This is a genomic window from Paraburkholderia sp. CNPSo 3274, from assembly GCF_024206475.1.
Taxonomy (GTDB): Bacteria; Pseudomonadota; Gammaproteobacteria; order Burkholderiales; family Burkholderiaceae; genus Paraburkholderia.
This window is the reverse complement of the sequence record NZ_JAMBPR010000049.1, coordinates 40,451-64,336: the sequence shown is the minus strand read 5'-3', so window position 1 is coordinate 64,336 and position 23,886 is coordinate 40,451. Positions and strand designations below refer to the sequence as shown.

At 63.9% G+C, this 23,886-nt stretch carries 29 protein-coding genes and 1 pseudogene; 18 read left to right on the top strand and 12 right to left on the bottom strand.

Annotated elements, in window-relative coordinates; translation table 11 throughout:
* The 3 genes and pseudogenes from M3I54_RS28890 to M3I54_RS28880 all read left to right on the top strand — a co-directional run.
* Positions 1 to 342, top strand: a pseudogene (locus M3I54_RS28890) (acetyl-CoA C-acetyltransferase); the annotation flags it as partial.
* A 251-nt stretch (positions 343 to 593) separates the two neighbouring features.
* Positions 594 to 1,337, top strand: coding sequence for an acetoacetyl-CoA reductase (gene phbB, locus M3I54_RS28885; protein WP_254342077.1), 744 nt, complete (start codon positions 594 to 596; stop codon positions 1,335 to 1,337).
* A gap of 231 nt (positions 1,338 to 1,568) precedes the next feature.
* On the top strand, positions 1,569 to 2,324 hold the full coding sequence (locus M3I54_RS28880; RefSeq protein ID WP_254342076.1) for an IclR family transcriptional regulator: 756 nt from the start codon (positions 1,569 to 1,571) through the stop codon (positions 2,322 to 2,324).
* A gap of 15 nt (positions 2,325 to 2,339) precedes the next feature.
* On the opposite strand, the gene M3I54_RS28875 is transcribed toward M3I54_RS28880, so the two are convergent.
* The gene (locus M3I54_RS28875) at positions 2,340 to 2,918 is read right to left on the bottom strand and encodes a VOC family protein (protein WP_254342075.1); all 579 of its coding nucleotides are present in this window, start codon (positions 2,916 to 2,918) and stop codon (positions 2,340 to 2,342) included.
* A 145-nt stretch (positions 2,919 to 3,063) separates the two neighbouring features.
* Here M3I54_RS28875 and M3I54_RS28870 point away from each other — a divergent pair, with 145 nt between their 5' ends.
* The 4 genes from M3I54_RS28870 (at position 3,064) to M3I54_RS28855 (ending at position 7,364) form a co-directional block, all read left to right on the top strand.
* A complete protein-coding gene (locus M3I54_RS28870) occupies positions 3,064 to 3,915 on the top strand; it encodes a fumarylacetoacetate hydrolase family protein (protein ID WP_254342074.1) in 852 nt (283 codons plus the stop codon).
* Positions 3,916 to 3,988: 73 nt separating this feature from the next.
* Positions 3,989 to 5,530: a bifunctional 3-(3-hydroxy-phenyl)propionate/3-hydroxycinnamic acid hydroxylase gene (locus tag M3I54_RS28865; RefSeq protein WP_254342073.1), complete on the top strand. Its 1,542-nt coding sequence runs from the start codon at positions 3,989 to 3,991 to the stop codon at positions 5,528 to 5,530.
* 126 nt (positions 5,531 to 5,656) lie between these two features.
* Positions 5,657 to 6,979: an MFS transporter gene (locus M3I54_RS28860; protein WP_254342072.1), complete on the top strand. Its 1,323-nt coding sequence runs from the start codon at positions 5,657 to 5,659 to the stop codon at positions 6,977 to 6,979.
* 148 nt (positions 6,980 to 7,127) lie between these two features.
* On the top strand, positions 7,128 to 7,364 hold the full coding sequence (locus M3I54_RS28855) for a hypothetical protein (protein ID WP_254342071.1): 237 nt from the start codon (positions 7,128 to 7,130) through the stop codon (positions 7,362 to 7,364).
* 39 nt (positions 7,365 to 7,403) lie between these two features.
* Here M3I54_RS28855 and M3I54_RS28850 read toward each other — a convergent pair whose 3' ends face one another.
* The 4 genes from M3I54_RS28850 to M3I54_RS28835 form a co-directional block, all read right to left on the bottom strand.
* Complete coding sequence (locus M3I54_RS28850) at positions 7,404 to 8,192, bottom strand: ABC transporter substrate-binding protein (protein WP_254342070.1); 789 nt, start codon at positions 8,190 to 8,192, stop codon at positions 7,404 to 7,406.
* A gap of 47 nt (positions 8,193 to 8,239) precedes the next feature.
* Entirely contained in the window at positions 8,240 to 9,394 is a 1,155-nt protein-coding gene (locus M3I54_RS28845; protein WP_254342069.1) for a methionine aminotransferase, read from the bottom strand.
* 158 nt (positions 9,395 to 9,552) lie between these two features.
* The gene (locus tag M3I54_RS28840; RefSeq protein WP_254342068.1) at positions 9,553 to 10,431 is read right to left on the bottom strand and encodes a LysR substrate-binding domain-containing protein; all 879 of its coding nucleotides are present in this window, start codon (positions 10,429 to 10,431) and stop codon (positions 9,553 to 9,555) included.
* Entirely contained in the window at positions 10,428 to 10,745 is a 318-nt protein-coding gene (locus tag M3I54_RS28835; protein ID WP_254342067.1) for a hypothetical protein, read from the bottom strand. Before M3I54_RS28835 ends, M3I54_RS28840 begins: the two co-directional genes overlap by 4 nt.
* A gap of 531 nt (positions 10,746 to 11,276) precedes the next feature.
* On the opposite strand from M3I54_RS28835, the gene M3I54_RS28830 reads away from it, so the two are divergent.
* From M3I54_RS28830 to M3I54_RS28810, 5 genes are all read left to right on the top strand, one after another.
* Complete coding sequence (locus tag M3I54_RS28830) at positions 11,277 to 11,606, top strand: hypothetical protein (RefSeq protein ID WP_254342082.1); 330 nt, start codon at positions 11,277 to 11,279, stop codon at positions 11,604 to 11,606.
* A gap of 90 nt (positions 11,607 to 11,696) precedes the next feature.
* A complete protein-coding gene (locus M3I54_RS28825; RefSeq protein WP_254342066.1) occupies positions 11,697 to 11,942 on the top strand; it encodes a hypothetical protein in 246 nt (81 codons plus the stop codon).
* A 293-nt stretch (positions 11,943 to 12,235) separates the two neighbouring features.
* On the top strand, positions 12,236 to 12,496 hold the full coding sequence (locus M3I54_RS45195; RefSeq protein ID WP_254342065.1) for a LysR substrate-binding domain-containing protein: 261 nt from the start codon (positions 12,236 to 12,238) through the stop codon (positions 12,494 to 12,496).
* On the top strand, positions 12,454 to 12,723 hold the full coding sequence (locus M3I54_RS28815) for a hypothetical protein (RefSeq protein WP_254342064.1): 270 nt from the start codon (positions 12,454 to 12,456) through the stop codon (positions 12,721 to 12,723). The genes M3I54_RS45195 and M3I54_RS28815 overlap by 43 nt, the downstream gene beginning before the upstream one ends.
* Positions 12,724 to 12,790: 67 nt before the next feature.
* Positions 12,791 to 13,198 (top strand): hypothetical protein, encoded by a 408-nt coding sequence (locus M3I54_RS28810; RefSeq protein WP_254342063.1) that lies wholly within the window; start codon positions 12,791 to 12,793, stop codon positions 13,196 to 13,198.
* A gap of 50 nt (positions 13,199 to 13,248) precedes the next feature.
* Here M3I54_RS28810 and M3I54_RS28805 read toward each other — a convergent pair whose 3' ends face one another.
* Positions 13,249 to 14,151 (bottom strand): LysR family transcriptional regulator, encoded by a 903-nt coding sequence (locus tag M3I54_RS28805; RefSeq protein ID WP_254342062.1) that lies wholly within the window; start codon positions 14,149 to 14,151, stop codon positions 13,249 to 13,251.
* 120 nt (positions 14,152 to 14,271) lie between these two features.
* On the opposite strand from M3I54_RS28805, the gene M3I54_RS28800 reads away from it, so the two are divergent.
* From M3I54_RS28800 to M3I54_RS28790, 3 genes are all read left to right on the top strand, one after another.
* Entirely contained in the window at positions 14,272 to 14,793 is a 522-nt protein-coding gene (locus M3I54_RS28800; RefSeq protein ID WP_254342061.1) for an SRPBCC domain-containing protein, read from the top strand.
* On the top strand, positions 14,790 to 15,803 hold the full coding sequence (locus M3I54_RS28795) for an NAD(P)-dependent alcohol dehydrogenase (RefSeq protein ID WP_254342060.1): 1,014 nt from the start codon (positions 14,790 to 14,792) through the stop codon (positions 15,801 to 15,803). The genes M3I54_RS28800 and M3I54_RS28795 overlap by 4 nt, the downstream gene beginning before the upstream one ends.
* 221 nt (positions 15,804 to 16,024) lie before the next feature.
* The gene (locus M3I54_RS28790) at positions 16,025 to 16,336 is read left to right on the top strand and encodes a high-potential iron-sulfur protein (RefSeq protein ID WP_254342059.1); all 312 of its coding nucleotides are present in this window, start codon (positions 16,025 to 16,027) and stop codon (positions 16,334 to 16,336) included.
* Between the two features lie 311 nt (positions 16,337 to 16,647).
* Here the strand turns inward: M3I54_RS28790 and M3I54_RS28785 are convergent, their stop codons facing one another.
* From M3I54_RS28785 to M3I54_RS28775, 3 genes are all read right to left on the bottom strand, one after another.
* A complete protein-coding gene (locus M3I54_RS28785; protein WP_254342058.1) occupies positions 16,648 to 18,840 on the bottom strand; it encodes a glycoside hydrolase family 28 protein in 2,193 nt (730 codons plus the stop codon).
* Between the two features lie 186 nt (positions 18,841 to 19,026).
* Positions 19,027 to 19,410, bottom strand: a complete 384-nt coding sequence (locus tag M3I54_RS28780) for a cupin domain-containing protein (protein ID WP_254342057.1) — start codon at positions 19,408 to 19,410, stop codon at positions 19,027 to 19,029.
* Between the two features lie 83 nt (positions 19,411 to 19,493).
* Positions 19,494 to 20,336, bottom strand: a complete 843-nt coding sequence (locus M3I54_RS28775; RefSeq protein WP_254342056.1) for an AraC family transcriptional regulator — start codon at positions 20,334 to 20,336, stop codon at positions 19,494 to 19,496.
* Positions 20,337 to 20,663: 327 nt separating this feature from the next.
* Between M3I54_RS28775 and tatA the strand changes: the two genes are divergently transcribed.
* Positions 20,664 to 20,891, top strand: coding sequence for a Sec-independent protein translocase subunit TatA (tatA, locus tag M3I54_RS28770; RefSeq protein ID WP_254342055.1), 228 nt, complete (start codon positions 20,664 to 20,666; stop codon positions 20,889 to 20,891).
* A 38-nt stretch (positions 20,892 to 20,929) separates the two neighbouring features.
* Here the strand turns inward: tatA and M3I54_RS28765 are convergent, their stop codons facing one another.
* On the bottom strand, positions 20,930 to 21,580 hold the full coding sequence (locus tag M3I54_RS28765; RefSeq protein ID WP_254342054.1) for an ureidoglycolate lyase: 651 nt from the start codon (positions 21,578 to 21,580) through the stop codon (positions 20,930 to 20,932).
* A 141-nt stretch (positions 21,581 to 21,721) separates the two neighbouring features.
* Here M3I54_RS28765 and M3I54_RS28760 point away from each other — a divergent pair, with 141 nt between their 5' ends.
* Positions 21,722 to 22,591 (top strand): LysR family transcriptional regulator, encoded by an 870-nt coding sequence (locus M3I54_RS28760; protein ID WP_254342053.1) that lies wholly within the window; start codon positions 21,722 to 21,724, stop codon positions 22,589 to 22,591.
* Positions 22,592 to 22,693: 102 nt separating this feature from the next.
* A complete protein-coding gene (locus M3I54_RS28755) occupies positions 22,694 to 23,056 on the top strand; it encodes a BON domain-containing protein (RefSeq protein ID WP_254342052.1) in 363 nt (120 codons plus the stop codon).
* A gap of 103 nt (positions 23,057 to 23,159) precedes the next feature.
* Here the strand turns inward: M3I54_RS28755 and M3I54_RS28750 are convergent, their stop codons facing one another.
* Together M3I54_RS28750 and M3I54_RS28745 are read right to left on the bottom strand one after the other, a co-directional pair.
* On the bottom strand, positions 23,160 to 23,480 hold the full coding sequence (locus M3I54_RS28750; protein ID WP_254342051.1) for a DoxX family protein: 321 nt from the start codon (positions 23,478 to 23,480) through the stop codon (positions 23,160 to 23,162).
* A 1-nt stretch (position 23,481) separates the two neighbouring features.
* Complete coding sequence (locus tag M3I54_RS28745) at positions 23,482 to 23,862, bottom strand: DUF4267 domain-containing protein (protein WP_254342050.1); 381 nt, start codon at positions 23,860 to 23,862, stop codon at positions 23,482 to 23,484.
* Positions 23,863 to 23,886: the final 24 nt, after the last annotated feature.

Below are 23,886 nucleotides of genomic sequence, written 5' to 3'. Positions count from 1 at the left end.
AGCGGCGGCGTGGACCCGAAGGTGATGGGCATGGGTCCGGTGCCGGCGTCCAGGCGTGCACTGGAGCGCGCGGGCTGGTCGGTGAACGACCTCGATCTCCTGGAGATCAACGAGGCATTTGCCGCGCAGGCGCTGGCCGTGAACAAGCAGATGGGCTGGGACACGTCGAAGATCAACGTGAACGGCGGGGCGATTGCGATCGGTCACCCGATCGGCGCGTCGGGCTGCCGGATTCTCGTGACGCTGCTGCACGAAATGCAGCGCCGCGACGCGAAGCGGGGTCTGGCCTCGCTGTGCATCGGCGGCGGCATGGGCGTGGCGCTCGCACTCGAGCGCGCTTGATCCGGCTTGATCCCAGGCGGGAAGCAACGTAGTAACCAGGTAGCAAGCGGCTCGTCGCGCGAGAAGCAGCGGCGAGCCGGCAGTAGCAGCAACCACGCGCAATACTAGAAATTGACCAGAAGCCGCGCGGCATTCGCCTTGTCTTCGTCCTGGGTGGAAAGATGAAGCTGGGCAACAGTGTATGTGGCGCCTGCACGCGTAACGCGTAACGCCACGGTTTTAGTGACGCTCAACTCTCGCGGATATATAGGATGACGAATCGTATTGCATTGGTAACAGGTGGTATGGGCGGCCTTGGCGAAGCCATCAGCGTGAAGCTGCATGATGCGGGTTATCGCGTTGTCGTGACGCACTCGCCCGATAACGCGGGCGCGAAGGACTGGCTGGCGCGCATGAAGGAGACCGACCGCGAATTCCACGCGTGCGGCATGGACGTAGCTGACTACGATTCGTGCCAGCGCGGCGCGAAGAAGATCCAGAGCGAGATCGGCCCCGTGGATATTCTCGTGAACAATGCGGGCATCACGCGCGACATGACGTTCCGCAAGCTCGACAAGGTCAATTGGGACGCCGTGCTGCGCACGAATCTCGACTCGATCTTCAATATCTCGAAGCCGCTGTGCGACAGTATGGTCGAGCGCGCTTGGGGCCGCATCATCAACATTTCGTCGGTGAACGGTTCGAAGGGTTCGGTCGGCCAGACCAACTACGCCGCCGCGAAGGCCGGCATGCACGGCTTCACGAAGTCGCTCGCGTTGGAAGTCGCCCGCAAGGGCGTGACCGTGAACACCATTTCGCCGGGCTATCTCGCCACGAAAATGGTGACCGCGATTCCTCAGGACATTCTCGACACGAAGATCCTGCCGCAGATCCCGATGGGCCGCCTCGGCAACCCGGGTGAAGTCGCGGCGCTCGTGCTGTTCCTGTGTTCGGACGAAGCGGGCTTCGTGACGGGCGCAAATATTCCTATCAACGGTGGCCAGCATATGCAGTAAAGCTATGCTAAACATGTACCGCGCATGAATGATGTCAGGCGAATTTCGCTAAGTCGGATGCGCGGTGCATGTGGCAGCGGTAATCCATACCGACCGCCGCATTGCAGGGGACGTGTAAAGCGCGCCCTGCAATGCGGCGGTTTTGCATGGTGCCGCCGGGTTTGCGGGGCACGAACGCGGTGAAGCGTGCCGCTATAATTGGCCACCCCACGCGTGACCGGAGACCGGCCTTTGTCGAGCATTGCGAAACTGCTGTCCATCCTCGAACTCTTTTCCGAGGCGCGGCCTTTTCTTTCCGCCGAACAAGTGGCGGCCGAACTGCAATGCTCGGTGCCGACCGCTTACCGCTATCTGCGTGAACTCGTCGATACCGGCATGCTGCTGCGCTTCGTGGGCGGCGAATACGGCCTCGGCCCACGCATCATCACGCTCGACTACCATCTGCGCATTTCCGATCCGCTGTTAAAAGCGGGGCAGCCGGTCATGCGCGAACTGGCGGAGCAATCGGGCTTCGACGCGGTCATGTCGCGCTGGTACGGCAATGAACTCGTCGATACGCACCGGGAATCGCACGACGCCGTATTCGACCTGCGCTATGGACGCGGCCGTCCGCGTCCGCTCTTTCTTGGCGCCGCGCCCAAGGCGATCCTTTCGACGTTTCCGAAGGCGAAGCTCGCCGCGCTGTTCGAGCAGTACCCCGAAGACATTGCTGCTAGCGGACTCGGGGCCTCGCTCGAAGAATTCCGCGCGAGCCTGCTCAAGATCCGCCGCGCGGGCTTCTATCTCTCGAAGGGCGAACTCGAAGCGGGCATGTCCGCCGTCGCTTCGCCGCTCTTCACCGACGCATCGGGCGAAGCCGTGGCCTCGCTTGCGCTCGTCGTGCCCGAGCAGCGCCTCGCGTTTTTCAACCTCGACCGCGTGGTCGCGGCCGTGAAGGAAGCCGCCGCGCGCATTTCCACGCGCGTGCGTGCATTGATCGAGTCATAAAGCGCCGCGGCGGCGTCACGCTACGCCCATACGGGCCGCCATCTCCCTTTCCCACATCGCACGCGGCCGGAAGCCCGGCAACGTGCTCGCATGCCGCTCGACCTCGGCCAGCAACGCGTCGTCGGGCAGCGTGAAGTCCACGCTCACGCGCATGGGCTGATCCACGTACCACGGCGTGTCGATGAAAACCTCCAGCCGGTTGCCCTCCGGGTCGCGCGCGTAAAACGAGATCGCATTGCCGTGCGTGACCGGAACGATCTCCTCCATCCCTTCCTGCACGAAGCGCCGGTGAAAGTGCTTGAGCGTGGCGAGGCTGTCCGCCTCCAGTGAAATCTGGTTGATCGGATTGAACGGCAACTGCTCGGGCCTGCCGCTCGCCAGCACGATCTGGTGATGCACACGGGGATCGCGGCTGAGAAAGACAAGGCTGACCGTGCCGCGCGGCGAGGGCAGCGAGCCGCGGTCCGTCACCGTGAATTCGAGCACCCGCGTATAGAAGTCTTCGACCTTCGCCATATCGCTCACGAAAAAGCCCATGTGGCTGAGCGTGAGGCCGGTTCGCTTCGTGGTCTGTTCGGTGTTCGGCAGAGTCATGCTGTCTCCAGTCGTAGTGATAAACCCTGATAAAAATCAAGTTGTGTGTCGCGTTTTTCGTAGTGTATTCTCAAAATACGATAAACGCATCAATAAATGCGCGCACCGATTCCAGAGAAAACTCACTCTTTATCATTGGAGCATCATGAAACTCGCCAGCTTTTCCACCCATGAAGGTTCGTCGTTCGGCGTTGTGCGCGACGGCGCGGTTTTCGACCTCAAGAAGCGCCTTGGCGGCCGCTATGCCGACCTCAAGTCGCTGATCGCAGCCGGCGCGTTCGCCGAAGCGGAACGCGCGGCGAGCGAAGGCAAGGGCGACTATCCGCTCGCCGAAGTCACGCTCGAGCCCGTCATTGCGAATCCGCAGCAAATTTTCTGCGTGGGCCTGAACTACGCGGAGCACGTGAAGGAGACCAACCGCGAGACCACCGAGCAGCCTGTGATCTTCATGCGACTGCCGGCTTCGCAGGTGGGCGCGGGCGAGCCCGTGCTGCGTCCGCGCGAGTCCACGCAGTTCGACTATGAAGGCGAGATTGCCGTGATCATCGGCGAGGGCGGGCGGCGCATCGCCGAGGCCGACGCATGGCGTCATATCGCGGGCTACAGCTGCTACAACGACGGCTCGGTGCGCGACTGGCAGCGCCACACGGGCCAATGGGGACCGGGCAAGAACTTCTACCGCACGGGCGCGTTCGGCCCGTGGATGGTCACGAGCGACGAGATCGAGCCGAATGCGCTGATGACGCTCGTCACGCGTCTGAACGGCCAGGAAGTGCAGCGCGCGACCACGGAGATGCTGATTCACGGCATTGCGAAGCAGATCGCATATCTCTCCACCTTCACGCCGCTTTTCCCCGGCGACGTGATCGTGACCGGCACGCCTGGCGGCGTGGGCGCGAAGCGCAATCCGCCGCTTTTCATGAAGCATGGCGACGTGGTGGAAGTCGAGGTGGATCGCATCGGCACGCTCAGGAACCCCGTCGCGGACGAAGCGTAAGGCACAGGACGCCGCCCGCACGACGCGAGCGGCGCAGTCATCCACGCAGTTAGCCATGGATCAGGTGAATGGGATGAAGGATGTCGTAAAAAATTCGGTATGCAAATCAAATCCGACGCCCGACTATGACGTCGCGATCGTCGGCTTCGGGCCGACGGGCGCTACGCTCGCCAATCTGCTCACGCTGCGCGGCCTGAAAGTCGTGGTGTTCGAGCGCGACAAGGATGTGTTCCAGTTGCCGCGCGCCGTGCACTTCGACGGCGAATGCATGCGCGTGTTCCAGGCCGCCGGGATCGCGCAGACGCTGCTGCCCAATCTCTTCGTCGGACCCGGCATGAAGTTCGTGAATGCGCGCGGCGAGCTGATGATCGACTGGAGCCGGCCCGGCGGCATTGGCCCGCAAGGCTGGTGCGCAAGCTACAAGTTTCATCAGCCGGATCTCGAACAAGCGTTGCGTGCGCAACTATTCGCGCGCGGCGGCGCCGACGTGCATTTGCGTCATGAGGTGTTCGCGCTCGACGAACGCGACGACCACGTGCAGATCCGCTTCGAGGACACGGCGCAAGGGCGCCTTGCCCACACCACGGCGCGCTACGTGGTGGGTTGCGACGGCGCGCGTTCGACCGTACGCCGCTTCATCGGCACCGAGCTGGCCGATCTGAAGTCGCACGAGCGCTGGGTCGTGGTGGACGTGCTGCTGGAAGGCGAGCGCGCCGATCTCGGCGACTACTCGATCCAGTACTGCGACCCCGCGCGGCCGATTACGTACACGCGTGGGCCGCACAACCGCCGCCGCTGGGAAATCATGGTGATGCCGGGCGACGACGAGCGCCGCATCGGCACGCCGGAATGGATCTGGGAGCGGCTCACACGATGGATCACGCCCGAGCACGCGCAACTCGAACGCTCGGCGATCTACACGTTCCATTCGGTGATCGCGCAGGGCTGGCGGCGCGGCAGGCTGTTGATCGCGGGCGACGCCGCGCACCAGACGCCGCCGTTCATGGGGCAGGGCATGGCCGCGGGCATACGCGACGCCTCGAACCTCGCATGGAAGCTCGCCGACGTGATCGATGGCGCGCTGCCCGACACGCTGCTCGACACCTACGAGAGCGAGCGCGAGCCGCACGTGCGCACGTTCATCGAAACGGCGGTGCAGCTAGGCGGCGTGATCCAGGCCACCGACAGCGGCGCCGTTGCCGCGCGCGACCGCGAGATGACGGCGGCGATTCGCGAGTTTCGCACGCCCCAGCCGCGTTTGGGCCCGGGCTGGCACGCAGGTGCGGCCGGCGGCGAGATCGGGCCGCAACCCGTGTTCGAAGACGGTTCGCGCCTCGATGACGCCGTTGGCTATCGCTTCGCGTTGATCGTCGACGAAGCGCTCGCGCAACGCGCGCAAGACGCGCTGACGAACGCTGCACAACGCGAGCGCGTGGCGATCGTGCCTGCGACACGCCAGCCGCTTCGCGCCTGGCTCGCGGAGACCGGCGCGCGCGCCGTGCTGCTGCGGCCCGACCGCTACGTCGGCGGCTTGGCGCACGATGCGAGCGAACTGGAAGCGCTGCTCGCACGCGCAGGCGTTGCGTGTGCACCGCAGCGGCGCGAGGCCGCTTGACCCGACGCCCGGGTGGTCCGCGATGAAACGCGGCCGCCCGGGCCGATGCTTTTGAAGCCCAGGCGCAGGACGAAGATCCGCTAGCAGAAACCCAAGCGCCGCCAATTACATCAATCAGGAGAGCAAATGGAGACGACACCCTCGCTGCCAGCATCGCGCGCCACAGCGCCTGGCCTGACCCGCGCCCAATGGAAGATGATCCTCATTGCGAGTCTGGGCGGCTCGCTGGAGTTCTATGACTTTGTGATCTACGGCTTCTTCGCGCATTCGATCGCCGCGCAATTCTTTCCGGCGAGCGACCCGCTCGTGAGCATGCTGCTCACGTTTTCCGTACTCGCCATCGGCTATATCATCCGGCCGCTCGGCGGCATCGTGCTCAGCAGCCTTGGTGACCGCATCGGGCGGCGGCCTGTGTTCGTGGGCTCGATCGTCGTCGTGACGCTCGCGACGATCTGCATCGGCCTGTTGCCCAATTACGCGCGTTGGGGCATTGCCGCGCCCGTCGCGCTGATCGGCCTGCGCGTGCTGCAAGGCTTTTGCGTGGGCGGCGAAATGCCCGGCGCGATCACCTACGCGGTGGAAGCGGCGCCGCGCCGCGCGGGCCTCGCGGCCGGCGTGATCGTCTGCGCGATCAACACGGGCGTGATGCTCGCGACGATCGTCAATCTCGTCGTGCAGTCCGCGCTCACGCCCGCCGACGCCGCGAGCTACGGCTGGCGCATTGCGTTCCTCGTGGGCGGCCTGTGCGGGATCGTTTCGTATCTCCTGCGCCGCAATCTCGACGAGTCGCCCGAATTCAGGCAGATGCAGGGCGCCGTGGTGAAGCGGCCGTTTCGCGAAACGCTGCGCCACCATCGCGGCGCAGTGGCGGCCGGCGCGCTTTCGGTTGCGGTGATGGCGGGCTTCAATGGCGTGCTCTACGGCCACATGCCCGCGTATCTGATCGAGACGTTGAAATACGCGCCGCGCGAGGCCGCGCTTGCGCAGAATGCGTATCTGCTCGTGAGTTCGATGGGGGTGCTCGCGGCGGCCTGGGCTGGCGACTTCGTGCCGCGCCGATACCTGCTGCGAGTGTCGTGCGTACTGCTCGCCGCGCTCGCCTGGCCGTTCTACACGGCGCTCGCGGCGCACAGCGTGAACGTGGTCGTGCTGTTCGTGCTCGCCGCGCTGGTGTTCTCGCTCGCAAGCGGCACGTGGGCCGCGGTCCTCGCCGATCTCTTTCCGGTGCAGGTGCGTTTTAGCGGCATCGCGCTCGCTTACAACGTTTCGGTGGTCGTGTTCAGCGGGTTTGCGCCGTTGCTCTGCGCGGCGTTCGTGCGCATGAGCGGGTCGCCGGCCGCGCCTGCGTGGTACGTGATCGGCTCGGCGCTGGTCGCGCTGGTGGCGAACCTCGGGCTGCACGCTTCGTCGCGCTCGCGGGTGGAGCGCTCGGCGGCAGCCGCAGGTTAGGCATTCGCGTTGTTCCAGGAAAGCCTTCCGGGGTTTCGAATTCCGAATCGTCAACGTCGATGTCAAGCGGCCTGGGCACGCCCGATGCGCTGACTGGCAAGCGGCAGGCGAATGCGCGTGTGCGCATTGCGTTAACAAGGAGGGAACCATGAAGCATCCCGAGACCCCGGACGACGACGGCACGAACGTCAAGCGTCCGCAGCACGAAAGCAGCGAGCCGCTCGCGCGGCGTCACCCGCACGAGCCGCGCTCGGTGGGCCGCCAGGGCCATAGCGACGTGGAAAGCGGGCAGGAGGACACGGACCGCCGGGGCGGCGATGCGTACCAGGAGCGCACGAAAAACGACGCCCACGTGAACCGCAATTCGCGAGAGAGGCGGCGCTGAGTTCGCTCACGCCATGCCGCCGCCCCTGAGTGCGGCGTATTACTTCGGCGAAACGTCGATGTCGCCGAAGTATTTGTGTGCGAGCGAAGTGACCGTGCCGTCCGACTCGATCTTCGCGATGGCCGCGTTCAGGCGCTCGCGCAAGGCCGTATCGCCCTTGCGGATGCCGAACGCCACGCCGCTGCCCAAAATCTTGTCGTCGCGCACGGCTTCGCCCACGAACGCGAAACCTTTGCCGTCGGGCTGCGAAAGAAAGCCCTTCTGGCCCGCGGGCGCGAGCACGAGCGTCGCATCCAGACGCCCCGCGCCGAGGTCCGCGTAAATCTGGTTCTGGTCCTGGTAGGGCACCACGCTCACGCCGGCCGGTTCCCAGTGCACCTTTGCATAGGTTTCCTGAATCGACGATTGCAGTACGCCTACACGTTTGCCCTTGAGGGACGCGGCGGTCGCCACGAGCCCGCTGTCACCGCGCGCGATCAGGCGGCTCGGTACACGATAGATCACGGTGGTGAAGTCGATGGCCTCACGGCGCTTTTCGGTGGCGTTCATCGCCGAGTTGATGGCGTCGAACTTGCGGCCCTGGAGCGCCGGAATCAGGCCGTCGAACGACGTTTCAACCCATTTGCAGGTCATGTTCGCCTTCGCGCACACGGCATTGCCGATGTCGATATCGAAGCCTTGCAGCGTGCCGTCCGAAGCTTTGGTTTCGAACGGCGGATACTGCGCCTCGACGCCGAAGCGCAACAGGTTCGCATCGGCGAAAGCCGATGCCGGGCCGAGTACGCCGTACACGTATGCCAGCGCGAGGAGCGCGTTGAGTCGCTTCATGGAGATCTCCTTGCCGATCAGTTTCGTTGTGGTTCGAATGCAGTGCTTTAAATCGCGCAAAGGCGGCGCGCGCCTTCGAGCAATGTTTCGTCATCCTTGGCGAAGCTCAGGCGGATGATGCCTTCGTCGGTGCCGTCGGTGTAGAACGCCGAGAGCGGAATCGTCGCCACGCGGGCGTCGCGAATGAGCCGCAGAACGAAGTCGCTGTCGTGCTCGTCGGAGAAAGACCGGAAGCGCGCGAGCATGAAAAAGCTGCCTTCGCTTGGCAGCAGTTCGAATCGCGAGGCTTCCAGCGCGCGCGCGAGCAGGTCGCGCTTGCGCTGGTAGAAGGCCGCCAGGCCCAGATAGCTTTGCGGCTCGGCCAGCGCCTGCGCGAACGCATACTGCATGGGCGTGTCGGCGGAAAAGACCACGAACTGGTGGACCTTGCGGATCTCGTCCATCAGCGCGGCGGGTGCGAGGCAATAGCCCACGCGCCAGCCCGTGACGTGATACGACTTGCCGAACGACGAAACGATCACGCTGCGCTCGGCAAGCTCGCGATAGCGCGCCATGCTCCGGTGCGCCGCGCCGTCGAACACCACGTGCTCGTACACCTCGTCGGAGAGAATCACGATGTCGGTGCCGCGCGTGAGCGCCGCAAGCCGCGCGATGTCGTCCTCGCCGAATATCGTGGCCGTGGGATTGTGCGGCGTGTTCACGATGATCATGCGCGTGCGCGGCGTGATGGCCGCGCTCACCGCGTCCCAGTCCACGCGAAAATGCGGCTGCGCGAGCTTGATCGCCACGGGCTTCGCACCCTGCAGGCGCACGATGGGCGCATAGCTGTCGAACGAGGGCTCGAAATAGATCACTTCGTCGCCGGGATGCACGAGCGCGCTGATCGTCGAGTACAGGCCTTCGCTCGCGCTCGCGAGCACGGTCACTTCGGTCGAGGGGTCGTAGTGCGCGCCATGGAGCGTCTCGACCTTCGCGGCGAGTGCTTCGCGCAAGTCGAAGAGACCCGCCATGGGCGCGTACTGGTTGTGGCCCGCGCGCATGGCGGCGGCCACGTCATCCACGAGTTTCGCGCTCGGGTCGAAATTCGGCGCGCCTTGCGAGAGGTTCAGCGCCTCATGCTCGGCGGCAAGCTGGCCGATCACCGTGAAAATCGTCGTGCCTACATCGGGCAGCTTCGAGCGGGCCTGCGCGGCGCTCTGCATGTTCGGTCTCCCTTCGGGCGGCCCGCGGCCGCATGGTGTAACAAATGCGAGGCTGCCGGAAGATCGGGCCTTGCAGGAAGCGGCCCATTACGCCGAAAGAGCGGCCCGCGTGCAATCGATTATTTCTCATGCCCGCCATGCGCTGCCCTCATGGCGCGCTACGGCGTTGAGCGGTCCTCGCCGATCCACTCGCTGAACAACTGCACCTTCTTCTGCTGGGCCACGCACTCGGGGTACACGAAATAGTAGCGCGAGCCCGTGGGCACGGCGAGGTCGAAGGGCATGACGAGGCGCCGTGTCTCGACGTCCTCGCGTACGAGCGTGCGGTCGGTAATGGCGACGCCAAAGCCCTGCATGGCTGCCGTGGCCGCGAGATCGAGCGATTCGAATGTGGGGCCGAGATTGGCATCGACCTTTTTCGCGCCCGCGCGCGCGAGCCACAGGCGCCAGTCGGCGTGGTCGCGCGTGGGGTGCAGCAGGGTCTGATGCGCGAGGTCGTCGGGCTTGACGAGCGGACGGCGCGAGAGCAACTCGGGCGTGCAGACGGGCGTGAGGTATTCGTCGAAGAGCGGCACCGCATGCACGTCGGCGCCGGGCGACGAGCCGTAGATGATCGCCGCGTCGAAGGGCTCCGCCTGGAAGTCGACTTCGTGCCCCCACGTGGTCGTGATCTGGATCTGCAGGTCGGGGTGCTCGTTCTGGAAGCGCATGATGCGCGGCAGCATCCAGCGCATCACGCAGGTCGGGACCTTGAGCGCAAGCTCGGTGCGCTGGCGCGTCAGACGTTGCGAGGCTTCCTCGATGCGCCCGAACCCGTCGCGCACGGCGGGCAGCAGTTGCTCGCCTTCGGCGGTGAGCGTGAGGCCTTTGGACGAGCGGCGAAAGAGCGGCAGGCCGTAGTATTGCTCGAGCGCGAGGATTTGCCGGCTGACTGCGCCTTGGGTGAGGCAAAGGTGCTCGGCCGCGCGCGTAAAGCTGCCGTAGCGGGCGACCGTTTCGAAAATCTGCAGGGCGTTGAGCGGGGGAAGGCGTCTCATGGCGGTCGTTGGGCGGCCGGGCGAATGTGCGCCTCCGGCGGGAATCGAGCCGCTATGATACGACGGCCGCCCGTTTCAATCGTCCGCGCCGCCTGCGCTCTGCGCCGTGTTTGCCGCGTTGCCGGATAGCGCGGGAGCTTGCGCATGCCGTACTTCCAGTCGTCGACGTCGGGACATGCGCTGTGATCCGCAGGGGCGAAACCGCCGTCAGGTTGCGCGCGCAACGAATCGAAATACACCCAGGAAGAGGGATTCGCGATCACGAAGCGCAGGGTCACGCCGCGTTGCGCGCGTGGCTCGGGCGCGGCGCTCAAGATTGAAGCACTGACAAAAGAAGCGAAGCTGGCGTGGCAAAGGCAGTACCACGTCTAGCGCGCGGAGGAGGAGACCGAACGGGCTCCTCTCTCGCCACGCATCCCGTCTCGTTACTTTTTCCCCAGGGTGAGCGGGGCGAGGAGCGACCTCCTCCTGCTTCACGCACCTTGCAGAAAGATGGGCAAGTTAATAGCGGTGGTAGTAACCACCTGCAGGTACGACGATGCAGCCGCTCAACGCGGTTCCGAGACAAACAGCCATCAGCACCAGCGCAAAAATTCGTTTCATACGTTCCTCACTTGTCGTTAGTGAAGGCAATATATTTGGAGCGCAAATTACCGATGTGTTTGTTTGTAACGAGACGTGTAATTTGAAACACCTGACCGGTCCACGCACCAACCCGGACATCCCGTCTCACGCGAAATAATCGGTTTCAGAACTCACAACTCTTCAGTCAACATCGTGGTCATCCGTAACGTTGAGGAGGTGAACGGCTAGATGCCGTCCCCTCAACGGAATCGGAGATGAACATGCACAACGTTGCCTACAAAATCGCGGCGGTGGCTGTACTTGCTTTGTCATTCGCAGGCACCGCGTCGGCGCAGACCCACTGGGATGCAACGCACCCACGTCGCGCAGAGGTGAACCACCGCCTGGCGAATCAGGACCGACGCATTCACCAGGAGGTGCGCGAAGGGGAAATGTCGCACGCCGAGGCGGCGAGACTCCATAGCGATGACCGTCGGATTCGGCAGGAGGAGCGCGACATGGCAACCCAGAACAGCAGCCATATCACCCGGCGAGAGGACTACGTTCTAAACCAGCAGGAGAATCACGTAAGCCGACAAATCGGCCAGTAACGTTTTCGCCGACGTTAGACAAGGCACGAACTGGGGGAGTGGATACGCTCTCCCCAGCGTCGTCGGCCCTCGGAATTGCCGGAGGGGAACATGAAAAGCACGGGTGAAAAGTCTCTACGCTGGCAGGTCGAAAAATGGCTAGCTCCGGTACCGGCACTACCGGTTCACGTGATTGAGTTCGGTCGTACACGATGGGGCGGTAGTCGCTATGTGTACGTCTCGACCGCAGACGGGGCCCGAGCACTGTTCTTCTTTCGGCACGACGATGGTGCGTGGAGCGTTTGCCCGCCTGGTGTGACGAGCCACCGCGTGAACAAAGCGTCATTGTTGTTTTAGCAAAATCGTTCTATTTATGGGCATCGGCGAGAAGGTTTCCGACTACCACAAAGGAGAGGCAACAGTCACTGCCGCCGCATGTCAACTATATTGTCTCGGGTTGCGATTTGCCTCCATCAAATGATGGAGAGCGGAGATGAATGCGCTTTCGAAAGCTCGCAGCTGGGTTTATAACCCCCTCACCGTCGTCGTCACACACAGCAACCTGTGCGGCGTGCCGTACTCACGCCTTCGCTGCTTGCGCGCGCAACCTTCTGCGCACGCTGGCGCAGGGCGTCACGCACGCGCGGCGGGTGGCGCTCGGACAGGTGGGCAAGCTGCATGTGGCGCTCACGAGTTCGGCCGCGTTTCATCCGCTCGCGCCAGCCGTGATCCGCGCGTATCGTGACGCGCATCCCGACATCGCCATCGAACTCAGCGAGATCAACGCGGCCGAGATCATCGAGATGATGATGAACGGGCACGTCGATGCCGGGGCGTGCAATTGCGCGTGGTCGACGAGGTGCCGCGCATGGTCACCGCGATCAACCTCGTGGCCGCGGGCGGCGGTGTGACGCTCGTGCCGGCTTCCATGCGGCGCTACCCGCAGGAGTGCGTGCGCGACTGCCGTGTGGCTGGGGACGAGGCGTTTCGCGCGCCGCTTCATCTCGTGACGAAGCCCGCCGTGCGCAATCCGCGGTGGAGCGGTTCCGCGAAACCGTGTTTGCGTTTGTGGAGCGCTCGCGCAAGGACCACTGAGGCGCTCAAATATTTTCGCTCGGCCCCTTTCGGATCGCTCTGACCTGCCGTTAACCCGTATGCCTCGATACGGGCGCCAGGCGTAATCACAAGAGCAAAACGAATAAACAGTGGCAACGAGAATCATCGAAGGAGCGGCGGTGCGGGCCGCCACCGGGCGCGAGGCGCCCATTGCAGGCCACCCGGCGGCGGTGCGCGTGCTCATCAAGCTACGCGAGCACAAGGCGCGGCTGATGCTGCTGGCCGTCGCGGCGGCCTGTGTCGTCGCGTTTGCGTCCTGGCTGGACGATCAGTTGCGGCCCGCGCTCGAAGCGCGAGAGCGCAACGAACTTAGCGAGGAAGCGGCCCAGGAGATGCGCGCGGCGGTTGCGCCCTGCGTGCCCAGCGCGGGGCACAGCCACACCTCGTGGTGCGGCGCCGTGACGATTCCGCCGCCGCCGCGTCCCGTCACGCCGCTTCCTCTCATCGCGGGTGCGCCCGCCGCGTTCTGCACGGCCAATGGCAGTCCGTCCTGCTGATGGCCTTTTCGCGCGTTGCCGCGCACCGCGAAGCGCCGAAACGTGACGCGTCACCCCGGCGCCTCGCCCGCCAACCCCTCACACGTTTCGAACAACAACGCGCGCGCCCACTGATGCCCAGGTGAGCGATGCGTGCGCTCGTGCCACGCGAGCGTCTTGGTGAACCCCGGTATCGCGAGCGGCGGCTCGACCACTGCGAGCCCCTGCGCGTCCTTCACGAGCCGTGACGGCACGACCGCAATCAGATCGCTCGTCAGCAAAATATCGGGCAGCACGAGAAAGCTGTTCACCGACACCGTCACGCGCCGTGCGCGCCCCACGCGCGCCAGCGCCTCGTCCGTTACGCCGCTCAGGCTCCCGCCCGCATACGACACCAGCGCGTGATCGAGCGCGCAAAACCGCTCCAGCGTGAGCGGCCGCGCGGCGGCCGGGTGATCCGCGCGCATCACGCACACGTAGCGCTCGTCGAAGAGGCGGCGCGCATGCAGGTCGGCGGGCGTGGTTTCCGGCGTGATCAGGGCCAGATCCACGTCGCCGCTTTCCAGTTGCGCCTGCAGGCGCTCGTGCTGGACCGGCACGATCACGGCGCGCACGCCGGGCGCCGTTTCCCTCAGCCGCGCGAGATACGGTACGACGACGGCGCGCAGCGCGTAGTCGGTCGAGGCGAGGGTGAGCGTCATCTCGGCCTCGTCCGGCGCGAAGGCCTGCGGCTGCAGCATCTGCTCGATCTCGCTCAGCACCTGCTTGAGCGGCGCGGCCAGTTGCAGCGCGCGCTCGGTCGGCACGATGCCACGTTGCGAGCGCACGAACAGCGGATCGCCGAAACTCTCACGCAGACGCGTCAACATCGCGCTCACGGCCGGCTGCGTGAGCGACAGACGCTGCGCGGCGCGCGTGACGTTGCGTTCGTCGAGCAGGGCGTCGAGCGCCCGCAAGAGGTTCAGATCGAGCATTCTGATATCAACACGGTTTATGACGGAGATAATGATCCGCGATTGGATTTATTTCAGCATAGCCCGCATGATTTCTCGTGTCCACCGCACCGAAACCGACAGCATCGAAAGGTAACGAACATGAACGAGATTCTCTGGCCCGACGATTACTTGCCCGGCACGACCGATAACTTCTGTTCCAACGAAGTGATCGTGGCGGGCCTTTCCACCGACGACGTCTGGCCGCTGCTGTACAACGCGACCGTGTGGCCGAGCTACTACAGCAATTCCGCGGATGTCGGCTTCCACGACGGCCCGGGCCCCGAACTGAGCGCGGGCGCGCGCTTTTACTTCAAAACCTTCGGCTTTCCGGTACAGGCCAAAGTGACCGAGTACGTGCCGCCGGCGGCGGGCCAGCCCGCGCGCGTGGCGTGGCACGGCTGGGCCGAGGGCGACGAACAATCGCGCCTGGACGTGATTCACGCATGGCTGATCGAAGACCTTTCCGGCGGCCGCGTGCGCGTGCTCACGCAGGAGTCGCAGAAGGGCAAACCGGCTGTGGAGCTGGCGAAGACGCGCCCGAATCCGATGATCAACGGGCACCAGGACTGGCTAGACGGCCTGATCGACGCCGCGCGCAAGGCGAAGGGAGCACGGCAATGAAGGCCGCCGTGGTGCGTGCGCCGGGCGGGCTCGACCGGATCGAACTGCGCGATATCGCCGAGCCCGGCGCGCCCGGCGCCGGCGAGATCCGCGTGGAGCTACACGCCACGTCGCTCAATTTTCACGATCTGCTGGTGGCCAATGGCGCCATTCCCACGGCAGATGGACGTGTGCTGATGGCGGACGGCGCGGGCTTGGTGTCGGCGGTGGGCGCGGGCGTGACGGAGTTCAAGCGCGGCGACCACGTCGTGTCGTGTTTCTTCCCGCAATGGGCGGACGGTTTGCCGTGGCAGGCCGTGGGCAACTTCGCGCAGACGCCCGGCGACGGCGTGGACGGCTTCGCGACCTTGCACGCCTTGCGGCCCGCGAGCGCCTTCACGCTCGCGCCGCGGGGCTGGACCCACGCCGAGGCGGCCACGATCACGACGGCGGGGCTCACGGCATGGCGCGCGCTCGTGGCCGACGGCGGCCTCAAGGCCGGCGACACCGTGCTGACGCTCGGCACCGGCGGCGTGTCGATCGCGGCGTTGCAGATCGCGCGGATGATGGGCGCTTCGGTCATCGTCACGTCATCGTCGGACGAGAAGCTGGCGCGTGCGAAAGCGCTGGGTGCCGACCAGGTGGTCAACTACCGGCAACACGAAAAGTGGGGCGCGCTCGTGCGCGACATGACGGGCGGCAAGGGCGTGGATCACGTGATCGAAGTCGGCGGCCCGGGCACGCTCGCCCAGTCGATCGACGCGGTGCGCGTAGGCGGCCACATCGCGCTGATCGGCGTGTTGACCGGACGCGAAGGCACCGTGCCGACCTCCGTACTCATGGCGAAGCAGGCGCGCCTGCAGGGCTTGATCGTGGGCAGCCGGCGCCAGCAACAAGACTACGTCGCGGCGCTCGATCAGGCTGGCATTCGCCCCGTGATCGACCGTACGTTCGGGCTGGACGAGCTTGCCGATGCGTTTCGCCATCAGCAGGCCGGAGCGCATTTCGGCAAGGTCTGCGCGGCGTGGTGAAGCCAGTGCGGCGCCGTTGTGGCGCCGCGTTTGCGGTCGTCGTAAAAATTGCCTGGCATAGCGAAATAATTAAAAGCGCCATGCGAAGTGCAATGTTTCCGTTCTTTACAACGCATCATCAAGTGATATAAATAAATAGCACACGTAAAATCCGCGAACGAATCGGCCACCTGATCAGCAACAACGAGAGCCGGGTACGTTCCATGCTCAGGAGCCCCACCATGCCGCTTTCCCGTCGTCGCTTCATGATCCTTGCCGCCTCCGTGGCTTCCACGGCGGCGCTTTCCAACGAATCGCGCGCCGACGCGCCGGTGCTCTCCGAGAGCGACCCGACCGCCATGGCGCTCGGCTACAAAGCCGACGCGAGCAAAGTCGACAAGACCAGGTTCCCGCACTTCCAGGCGGGGCAGACCTGCGCGAATTGCCAGCTGTTTCAGGGCAAGCCCGGCGCGCCGAACGGCCCGTGCGCGACCTACGGCGGCAAGATCGTCGACGCCAAAGGCTGGTGCAGTGCCTACGTGAAGAAAGCCTGAGCGATGCCCCGCGAGGGGTACGCTACAAGTATTTCAGCGACGAGTTTCAGGAGACGCCATGAAGGCGGTGTGCCCGCTGCACGGGCCAACGACCATCGTCGGTACGAATGCGTACGGGTTTCCGGTGTATGCATGTTGCCGCGACGACATTCCCTTTGTCATGCCGCCGGACGCCTGTACGCGCGAGCCGGTGCAGTCCGGAAATGAACCGGCGCCGAAACCCCGGCAACCTCCGGCAGACAAGGAGCCACGCTGACGAACCGATCGCCGCGCACACGGAACGCGCTAGCCCGCGTCCGTGTGCGTCGGCATCAGGTCGCCGGTGCGGTCAGCGACGTGTTGTACGTGGTGCCCGCGATCACCACATTGGTCAGCGTAATGCCGCTCACGTTGCTCGCGAAGACCGGCCCCGGCGCGGCCGTCGCCGATGTCGAAGGCGTGGTCGGAACCGCGCCCGTGCACACCGGGCTGCCGAGGTTGCAGTTCGAGATCGTGACGCCGCTGATCGGACTCACGGTCGGCACCGGCAGCGGACCGTTGTAATCGACCGCCTCGGGGCCCTGCATGACGATCGCCTGGAAGCACGAGTTCGACCCGGCGACGAAGCCCGAAGGCATGGAGTAAGACACCGCGCCCGACACGTTGCTCGCGTTCACGTTCGTGATGTTGATGTTGCTGATCAGCGACGGACTCCAGCGCACCGCGTCGCCGGACGGGCTGTAATCGCAGTCGAACGTGATCAAGCCGCCCTGGCCCGTCGACGGGTTCGTTGCGAGACCGGTCGTTCCCGTACCCGTGATCTTGCTGATCGCAGCGCCCAGCGAGCCGCCACCGTATTTCCCCGCGAGGTTCACGCCGTTGGCGAGCGTCACGCCGTTGATCCAGACGTTGTTGATGAACCCGCCGCGATTCATGTTGCTCTTGAACCGCAGCGCGATATTCAGCGGATTGCTCGCCCAGTTCTCGTTTTGCATCGTCAGGTTGCGAGCGTAGACGTTGCGCACGCCCGCGCTCATTTCGCTGCCGATCGTCAGACCGCCGTGCCCGCTTTGCATCGTGCAGTTCTGCACGACGATGTTCTGCATCGGACCGTACTCGGTGTCGAGATACTTGCCGGACTTGATCGCGATGCAGTCGTCGCCGGTGTTGAACTGAACGTTTTGCACCAGCACGTGATTGCAAGCGTCCGGATCGAAGCCGTCGTTGTTCGGTCCGACGCTGTCAGCGAACACGCCGTCGATCACCACGTTCGTGCAATCGGTGGGATGGTGCTGCCAGAACGGCGTGGTCTGCGTGTGGTAGTTCTGCAGATACACGTTGGTGCAGCCGATGAACTCGATCATGCACGGACGCAGATAGTGTCCGTTGCCGAAAATGCGGTTCTCGAACGGCACGCGCAGCTCGGAGAGCGCGGGCAGATAGTTCTGGTCCTGGTTCCAGCCCGTGCCCGTGAGCAGGGTCATCAGCGAAGTCGTCACGCCGTACTGATTCGTAAAGGAGACGTTCGCCTGCGGGTTCTGGATCTGGGCAGCGGGGAGGCTGGTTAGCGCGACGTTGTTCGGATTCACATAGGCTTGTGACGGCGTTGAAGAACCGGCGCAGCCATAGGTGTTGCTGCTTCCCTTGTAGGTCCACCAGCACGAGGTGGGCGCCTGGGTGCTCAGTTGCATCGGCGTCATCGCCTGACCGTTCAGCACGCAGGTGTTGTCGTCGGCGGTCACCGCAATGTTGGTCTGGCGGAATGCATAAATCGGCGAGCCGAAATTCAGGCAGTCGTTCGCCTGCCAGCGCGTATGGTACAGATTGCCGTTCGCTGTCTTATACGGGCCGTTTTTCGCATAGTCGGCGGGATTCGGGCTGAAATAGATCGTGCAGCCTGATTCCAGGTGGAGGTTCACATGGCTCAGCAGCACGATCGGACCGCCGCAGTACCAGTTGCCGGCCGGCACCACCACGCGGCCGCCACCGGCACGGCTCGCGTCGATAATCGCCGTATTGATCGCGGTGCATGAGTCGTATTGCGTGCCCGTGTAGTCACACGGCACCATCACGCCCGAGCCCGGGCTTTGCAGGTCGCTGGTCGGATGCGCGGTCTGTTCGGTGCCGCCCGTCACCCATGGAATCTTGCCGCCCGGCCAGGCGGTCGACGTAATCAGTGCGGAGGCGGGGAGTATGCGCGCACCGTAGCTAGTTAGGTGAAAATCGGCGCGGGAGAACAGCGAGCGATCGACGTGGGCAAGCCTCCTGATGATCGCCGTGGCCTGGCCCTCTGGGCCCCAGATCGGGTCACCGGCGGCGTGGCCGGGCGGCTGCGGAATCTTTCCTCCGAATGTGGCAGGCGTGGGAAACATGGAATCGGCTGCTGCCGCTGCGCGGCTGGCGGCGAAGAGGCTCGCGCCTGCGGACGCACCGGCAAAGGCCATGAACGCGCGCCGTTTGGGCGAGGCGGGCGCATTGGTGGGGGCTTCGGAGAGCAGGGGATCGTCCTGGTCATGTGTTGCCATTTGATTCGTTCTCCTATGTTGTCTCGCTGAATTGTTTTGCTGCAGGGGTGACGGCCGGACTTCGGCGGCCATTGGGCCGCGTGGCGACGCTAATGCGAACGGGAGAGGCACGGTTACAGCGACGAGATCGAACAGGAGCGGCTGACTCGATTACATGGATATTGTTGTCAGACGACATCGAAATCGTCAATCAGATTTATCTAGGTGGTGTACCTGGGTTTCTGGGATATGGCCCGTGGCTGCGCGTAGCTTACGGTATTGTAAATTTGTCAGACGAGCGGTACGCACGACAAACGCTTGTCCCGGGCTCAAATCGATGACCCGGTCTTCGAGATCGATCAGGAAGTGTCCGCTTACGACATAAAAGAACTCGTCTTCTGCGTCGTGTTTGTGCCAGTGATATTCGCCCTGCACGACACCCAGCCGGACGACCGACTGGTTCACCTCGCATAGCGTCTGGTTGTACCAGGGGTGGCGGTTTGCGGCCACGAGGGCGGGCACGTCGATGATTTCGCCGAAGGCGTAGAGGACGTCAAGGCGGGTCAGATAGGGAAAGGCATCGGGGCTCACATCGATCTCCAGGAACGTCAGTTCGTGTCGAACATGCGAGCCACTCTAGGCCGTGGCCGCTCTGTGGGTCTTGTACCGGAGCGTCAATCTTTGGTACAGGAGCGATTTTCAAGCAGCTGCGCGCGGTACCCGCCTGGTGTCAGACCCATCCGGCGCCGAAAGACGCGCGTAAAGTGGCTTTGATCGGCGAAGCCGGCGGCCTCGGCAATCGCTGCGAGCGAGAGGCGTCCACGGGTCAATTCAGAGCATGCGAAATCGAGCCGAAGCTGGCGCACGTACTCCCCGACCGGACAGCCAAAGTGCTTGCGGAATTCACGCGCAAGGTGGTCGGCACAAACATGGTTGTCCGAAGCAATTTCATCCAGCGTCAACGTCTCGCGAAAGCGATCGTGCAGCATTGCTTCCACGCGAGCGAGCCAGCGGCGCGAACCGCCAGCCGTCGCCGCACGCGAGACCGAGCGCTCGCACGCGGCAAGCAGTTCGAGTACCAGCCCTTCGACTGCCAACGACGTAGCCGAATCTTGCTCGCGGCATTCGCGGACCAGGCGGCGCATGAACGACAGCGGTGCGCCGCCTGCAAAGTCATCGGGACGATCGAGGACCCGGGTCCGGCCGCCAAGCCGCTGTGCCCACGAGGTCGAGAACTCGAGATGGAGTGCCTTGCCGCCGGCCCCGTACCAGGTGTTGGCATGTGGCACGCCCGCGGGGAAAAACGTCAGCGACATCGGCCCGTCTTCGCCGCGGCGGGCCGGCCAGGATCGGGTTCCGCAACCATTCAGCACGAAACAGAAAAACGGGTTGACATGCTCGTGCTGCGGGATGATCAGATCCGTTGCGAAATCGGTCTCCACGACCGAGATGCCGTCATCCCCGTATCGCTGGGAAGTGGTGCCGAAGTAGTCGCCCGGTTCAAGTACCCTAAGCATGGGAGGGCTCCCAAAGAGACGTTGCAGCCGATATTAAACGCTTGTCTGGAACCGTTTGAAAGGCGGTCGTGCACCGACCGCGCTGAGGCCGCGATTCGCGCCATGCGCGCGCAGATTGGCGGACACGGCTCCCTTTTGTATATGCGTGTATCTACACGGTGCGTTCGTACATGCGCATACAAAACCGCTGTTCCAGGAAACGAGCGAGACACATCCGCGCGCTCCAATACGCCTGCGGAACATCGGGCTATACGCGGGGTCGGGCCGCAAGGTTCATGTCATTCGTCGCGAGCGACGCGCGCGACGGCAAAGAGAGGGTTTTCAGTTATGGGTTCGTTGAGCATTTGGCATTGGATGATCGTTCTCCTGATCGTGGCACTGGTTTTCGGTACGAAGAAGCTACGCAACATCGGAGGCGATCTGGGCGTCGCGGTGAAGGGATTCAAGGAAGGCATGGCGCAAAGCGAAACGCCTGAACGGCAGCATGCATTGCTGCACAGCGATGCCGTCGACACGGAAGCAAAGGATATGACGCGCTCGAGCGACGTCCGCTAGCGTCATCCATCGCAGTGCGTCTGCGGGAGCGGCGCGCGCTAGTCACGCGCAATGGCCGCCTCGAGCAGACAGCCAAACTCCGACGCAAATTCGACCGAGACGCGTGCATGGACAGCGCCTTGTTTGTCGAAGAATCGCTGAGTGCCGTCGACCGTGAACACGCCTTCATGCCAGATGTTGGGGTGGATATAGAGACCCTGCCGTCCGTCGAAGCGGAAGCACACGAACTTCTCCGGCGTAATATCGTCGCCTGGCAATGCCAGCGGAACGTAGAACGGGCGACGATCGAGCGGAAAGAACAGTTGGCCGCCGTCGGGATGATAGTTCGCATGCCATATCAACATGCGTTCCGGTGCGGCGGCGCTGTCTTCGCGTGCGTCGTCTGGCTCCGTTGCGTACGCGAGAACATAGTTGCCGCCTACCGCTTCGTTTCGACCGTAGAGGATGTCACCGCGCCATTCGCTGACGAATGTGCCTTCGGTCGTGCCCGCTTCGTCGCCGGTTCCCGGGTCGATCGGTCTTGACCCTACTGCGGGCCACTGGACGATTTCCACCTGGCATGCGTGCGGGTCGTCCACCAGCTTGCCATAGTCAGTCAGCGTTGCCGGAGTTGCGTCGACCACAGGCATCGCCACTCGCCGGAGGCCCCGAGGGAGGGCGGGATTGAGGTAGTCGATCTGTTTGCTCATTACGAATCTCACCAGGAGTCAAAAGGGCGGGGAGCCAGAACCGCAACGGCACCGAGCTTAGAGTGCGGACCCGTGGCAGTCAAATTAATATGGATGCTATATTTTCGCATCGATATTTATAGGGTGAGGTTCGAGGTGGCGATGCGCTATTTCCAGCTCAGGGCGTTCGACGCGGTCGCGCGCGAGGGCAGTTTTTCGAAGGCCGCGAATCTTCTCGGCCTGACGCAACCGGCCATCACGGCGCAGATTCGCAATCTCGAAGAGGATTGCAAGCAGGCGCTATTTATCCGCACGAATGAGGGCGTTCTTCCAACCGATGCCGCGAAGCCGCTCTTTGAACTGACCCGGCAGATGTTTGCGGCCGAGGAGCAGATCGAGGACATGGTGAGCCGGGCGACGATGTTTCAGCACGGCAGCCTCAAACTCGCCGCCGATGGCCCACAGGTGGTGCTTCAAGTGGTGGCCGCCTTTCGCGCGCAGTATCCGGACATCGAAATTTCGGTCTCGTTCGGAAGTCAGCGCGAGGTCTGGGACGATCTGCTCGCGTATCGGGTGGACGCGGTGGTCATCGGCAATGCCAGGAGCGATGCCCGTGTGACGTCGATTCCCGTCGCGCGGCAGGACATGCGGGTTCTCGTGCCAGCGCATCATCCGCTCGCAGCGGCCAAAAGCGTGTCCCTCGGCGATCTCGGGGCGTATGCCGTGATTCGCCGGGAGGCGGGATCCAACACCCAACGGCTTGTCGACGAAGCCTTGCGACGTGCGGGGATGTCGCTCCCGACGGCGCTGAAACTGGGTAGTCGCGAGGCCGTTCTGGAAGCCGTCCGGCAAGGCCTCGGCATCGGATTCGTGCTCGAGCGCGAGATTCCCGAGGGCGCGCGTACCGTTGCCATCCCGGTGGAGGAACTACGCGGCTGCAATATCGATTCGGTGGCCTGCCTTCACAGCCAACGCAAGCGAGGCATCGTGCAGACCTTTCTAGCCGTTGCGGCGACATCCGCGGCCGTGTAGAGCGACGGCGCGATTCGAGCGCCGTCGGAGCGGGTGTTCGCATGGTGGTGCAATATGGACTGCGGCCGGCGCAGCCCTGCGCGGCAATGACGGGAGTGGGTCATGAAATCGAATCTGCAATGCGCCTTGTTTGCGTTTCTTCTGTTGACCGCCGCTGGCATGGCTCATGCCCAGTCGGCAAGCGAGCCAATGGACGCTTCGATGCCAATGGGCGCGACCCAGGCGGCGCCCAGCGCGGCGAAGTCGGACCGGGCACTCGCCCGTGCTGTGCGGCGCGCGCTGTCGAGGGCGCAGGGATTCAACGTTTCCGGCGTTTTCGTTCGCGCGCGAAGCGGCGCCGTGACGCTGAGCGGCACGGTTCGCACTGGCGACCAGATCCGGCAGGCGGAAGAGGTTACGCGTTCGGTGCAGGGCGTGAATTCGGTATCGAACAAGCTGACGCTCTTTCACGGCGGGAACGGCTGAATACACCGTGTTGGCATAACAGGCGGGACATCCGAGTCGCGCGCTGATTGCACCGGGTGCAATCAGCGCGCGGCGCGCATCGACGTCTTTGCGCTGCGCCCTCTCAAAATGAGATCCCTGCGAGCGCGATCACGGCGACAAAAACACCCAGCGGCACAAGGTGCGTGAAGTCGCGGTGACGCAGAACGGTCAAAACCGCAGCCGCGATGATTAGCGCCCCAAGCGCCAGACCAACCATGCGACTTGCCGGAAGTGCAATCAGAACGGCGCACATCATCTCCAGTGCGCCGGTTAAACGACCCCACCAGCGCGGGTAACCCCACCGGACGTAATCGCTTTGCGTCGCGGGCGTGCTGATTGCGTTGAAGAGACCGGCGCCAAAGAAGCCGGCGGCGAGGAGCCAGATTGAAAGCGTATGAATCATCTCAGCGCCCTCCCAACGTCATCGAAATCGCGGTGAAAACCATCAGCACGGCCGTTGCGCCATGCATGCCGAAGGCGCTTTTGGTGGAGCCTTTCGCGGCAAGAATGAGCAGCATGTCGCCAACAGGGATGACGGCTTCCACAAGCAGGATGATGCCGGCCCCGAGAGGCGTGCCCCACACCATGAACGCCAGGACCGCCAGTCCCGACGCAATGTCGCGCACGCCCTTGAGGCGAAGCCACCAGGCGACGTTGGCGCCGTTTTCTGGAAGCGGCAAGCCGAAACTGCGTGTCGCGGTCATTGGCCTCACAAGATATTGGGTGCCGATCGCGATAATCGCGAGGGCCAGGAAGAGTGCCGGTCCGATCGAAAGCCAATGCATCGCAATGTCCTATGCTTCGTGATG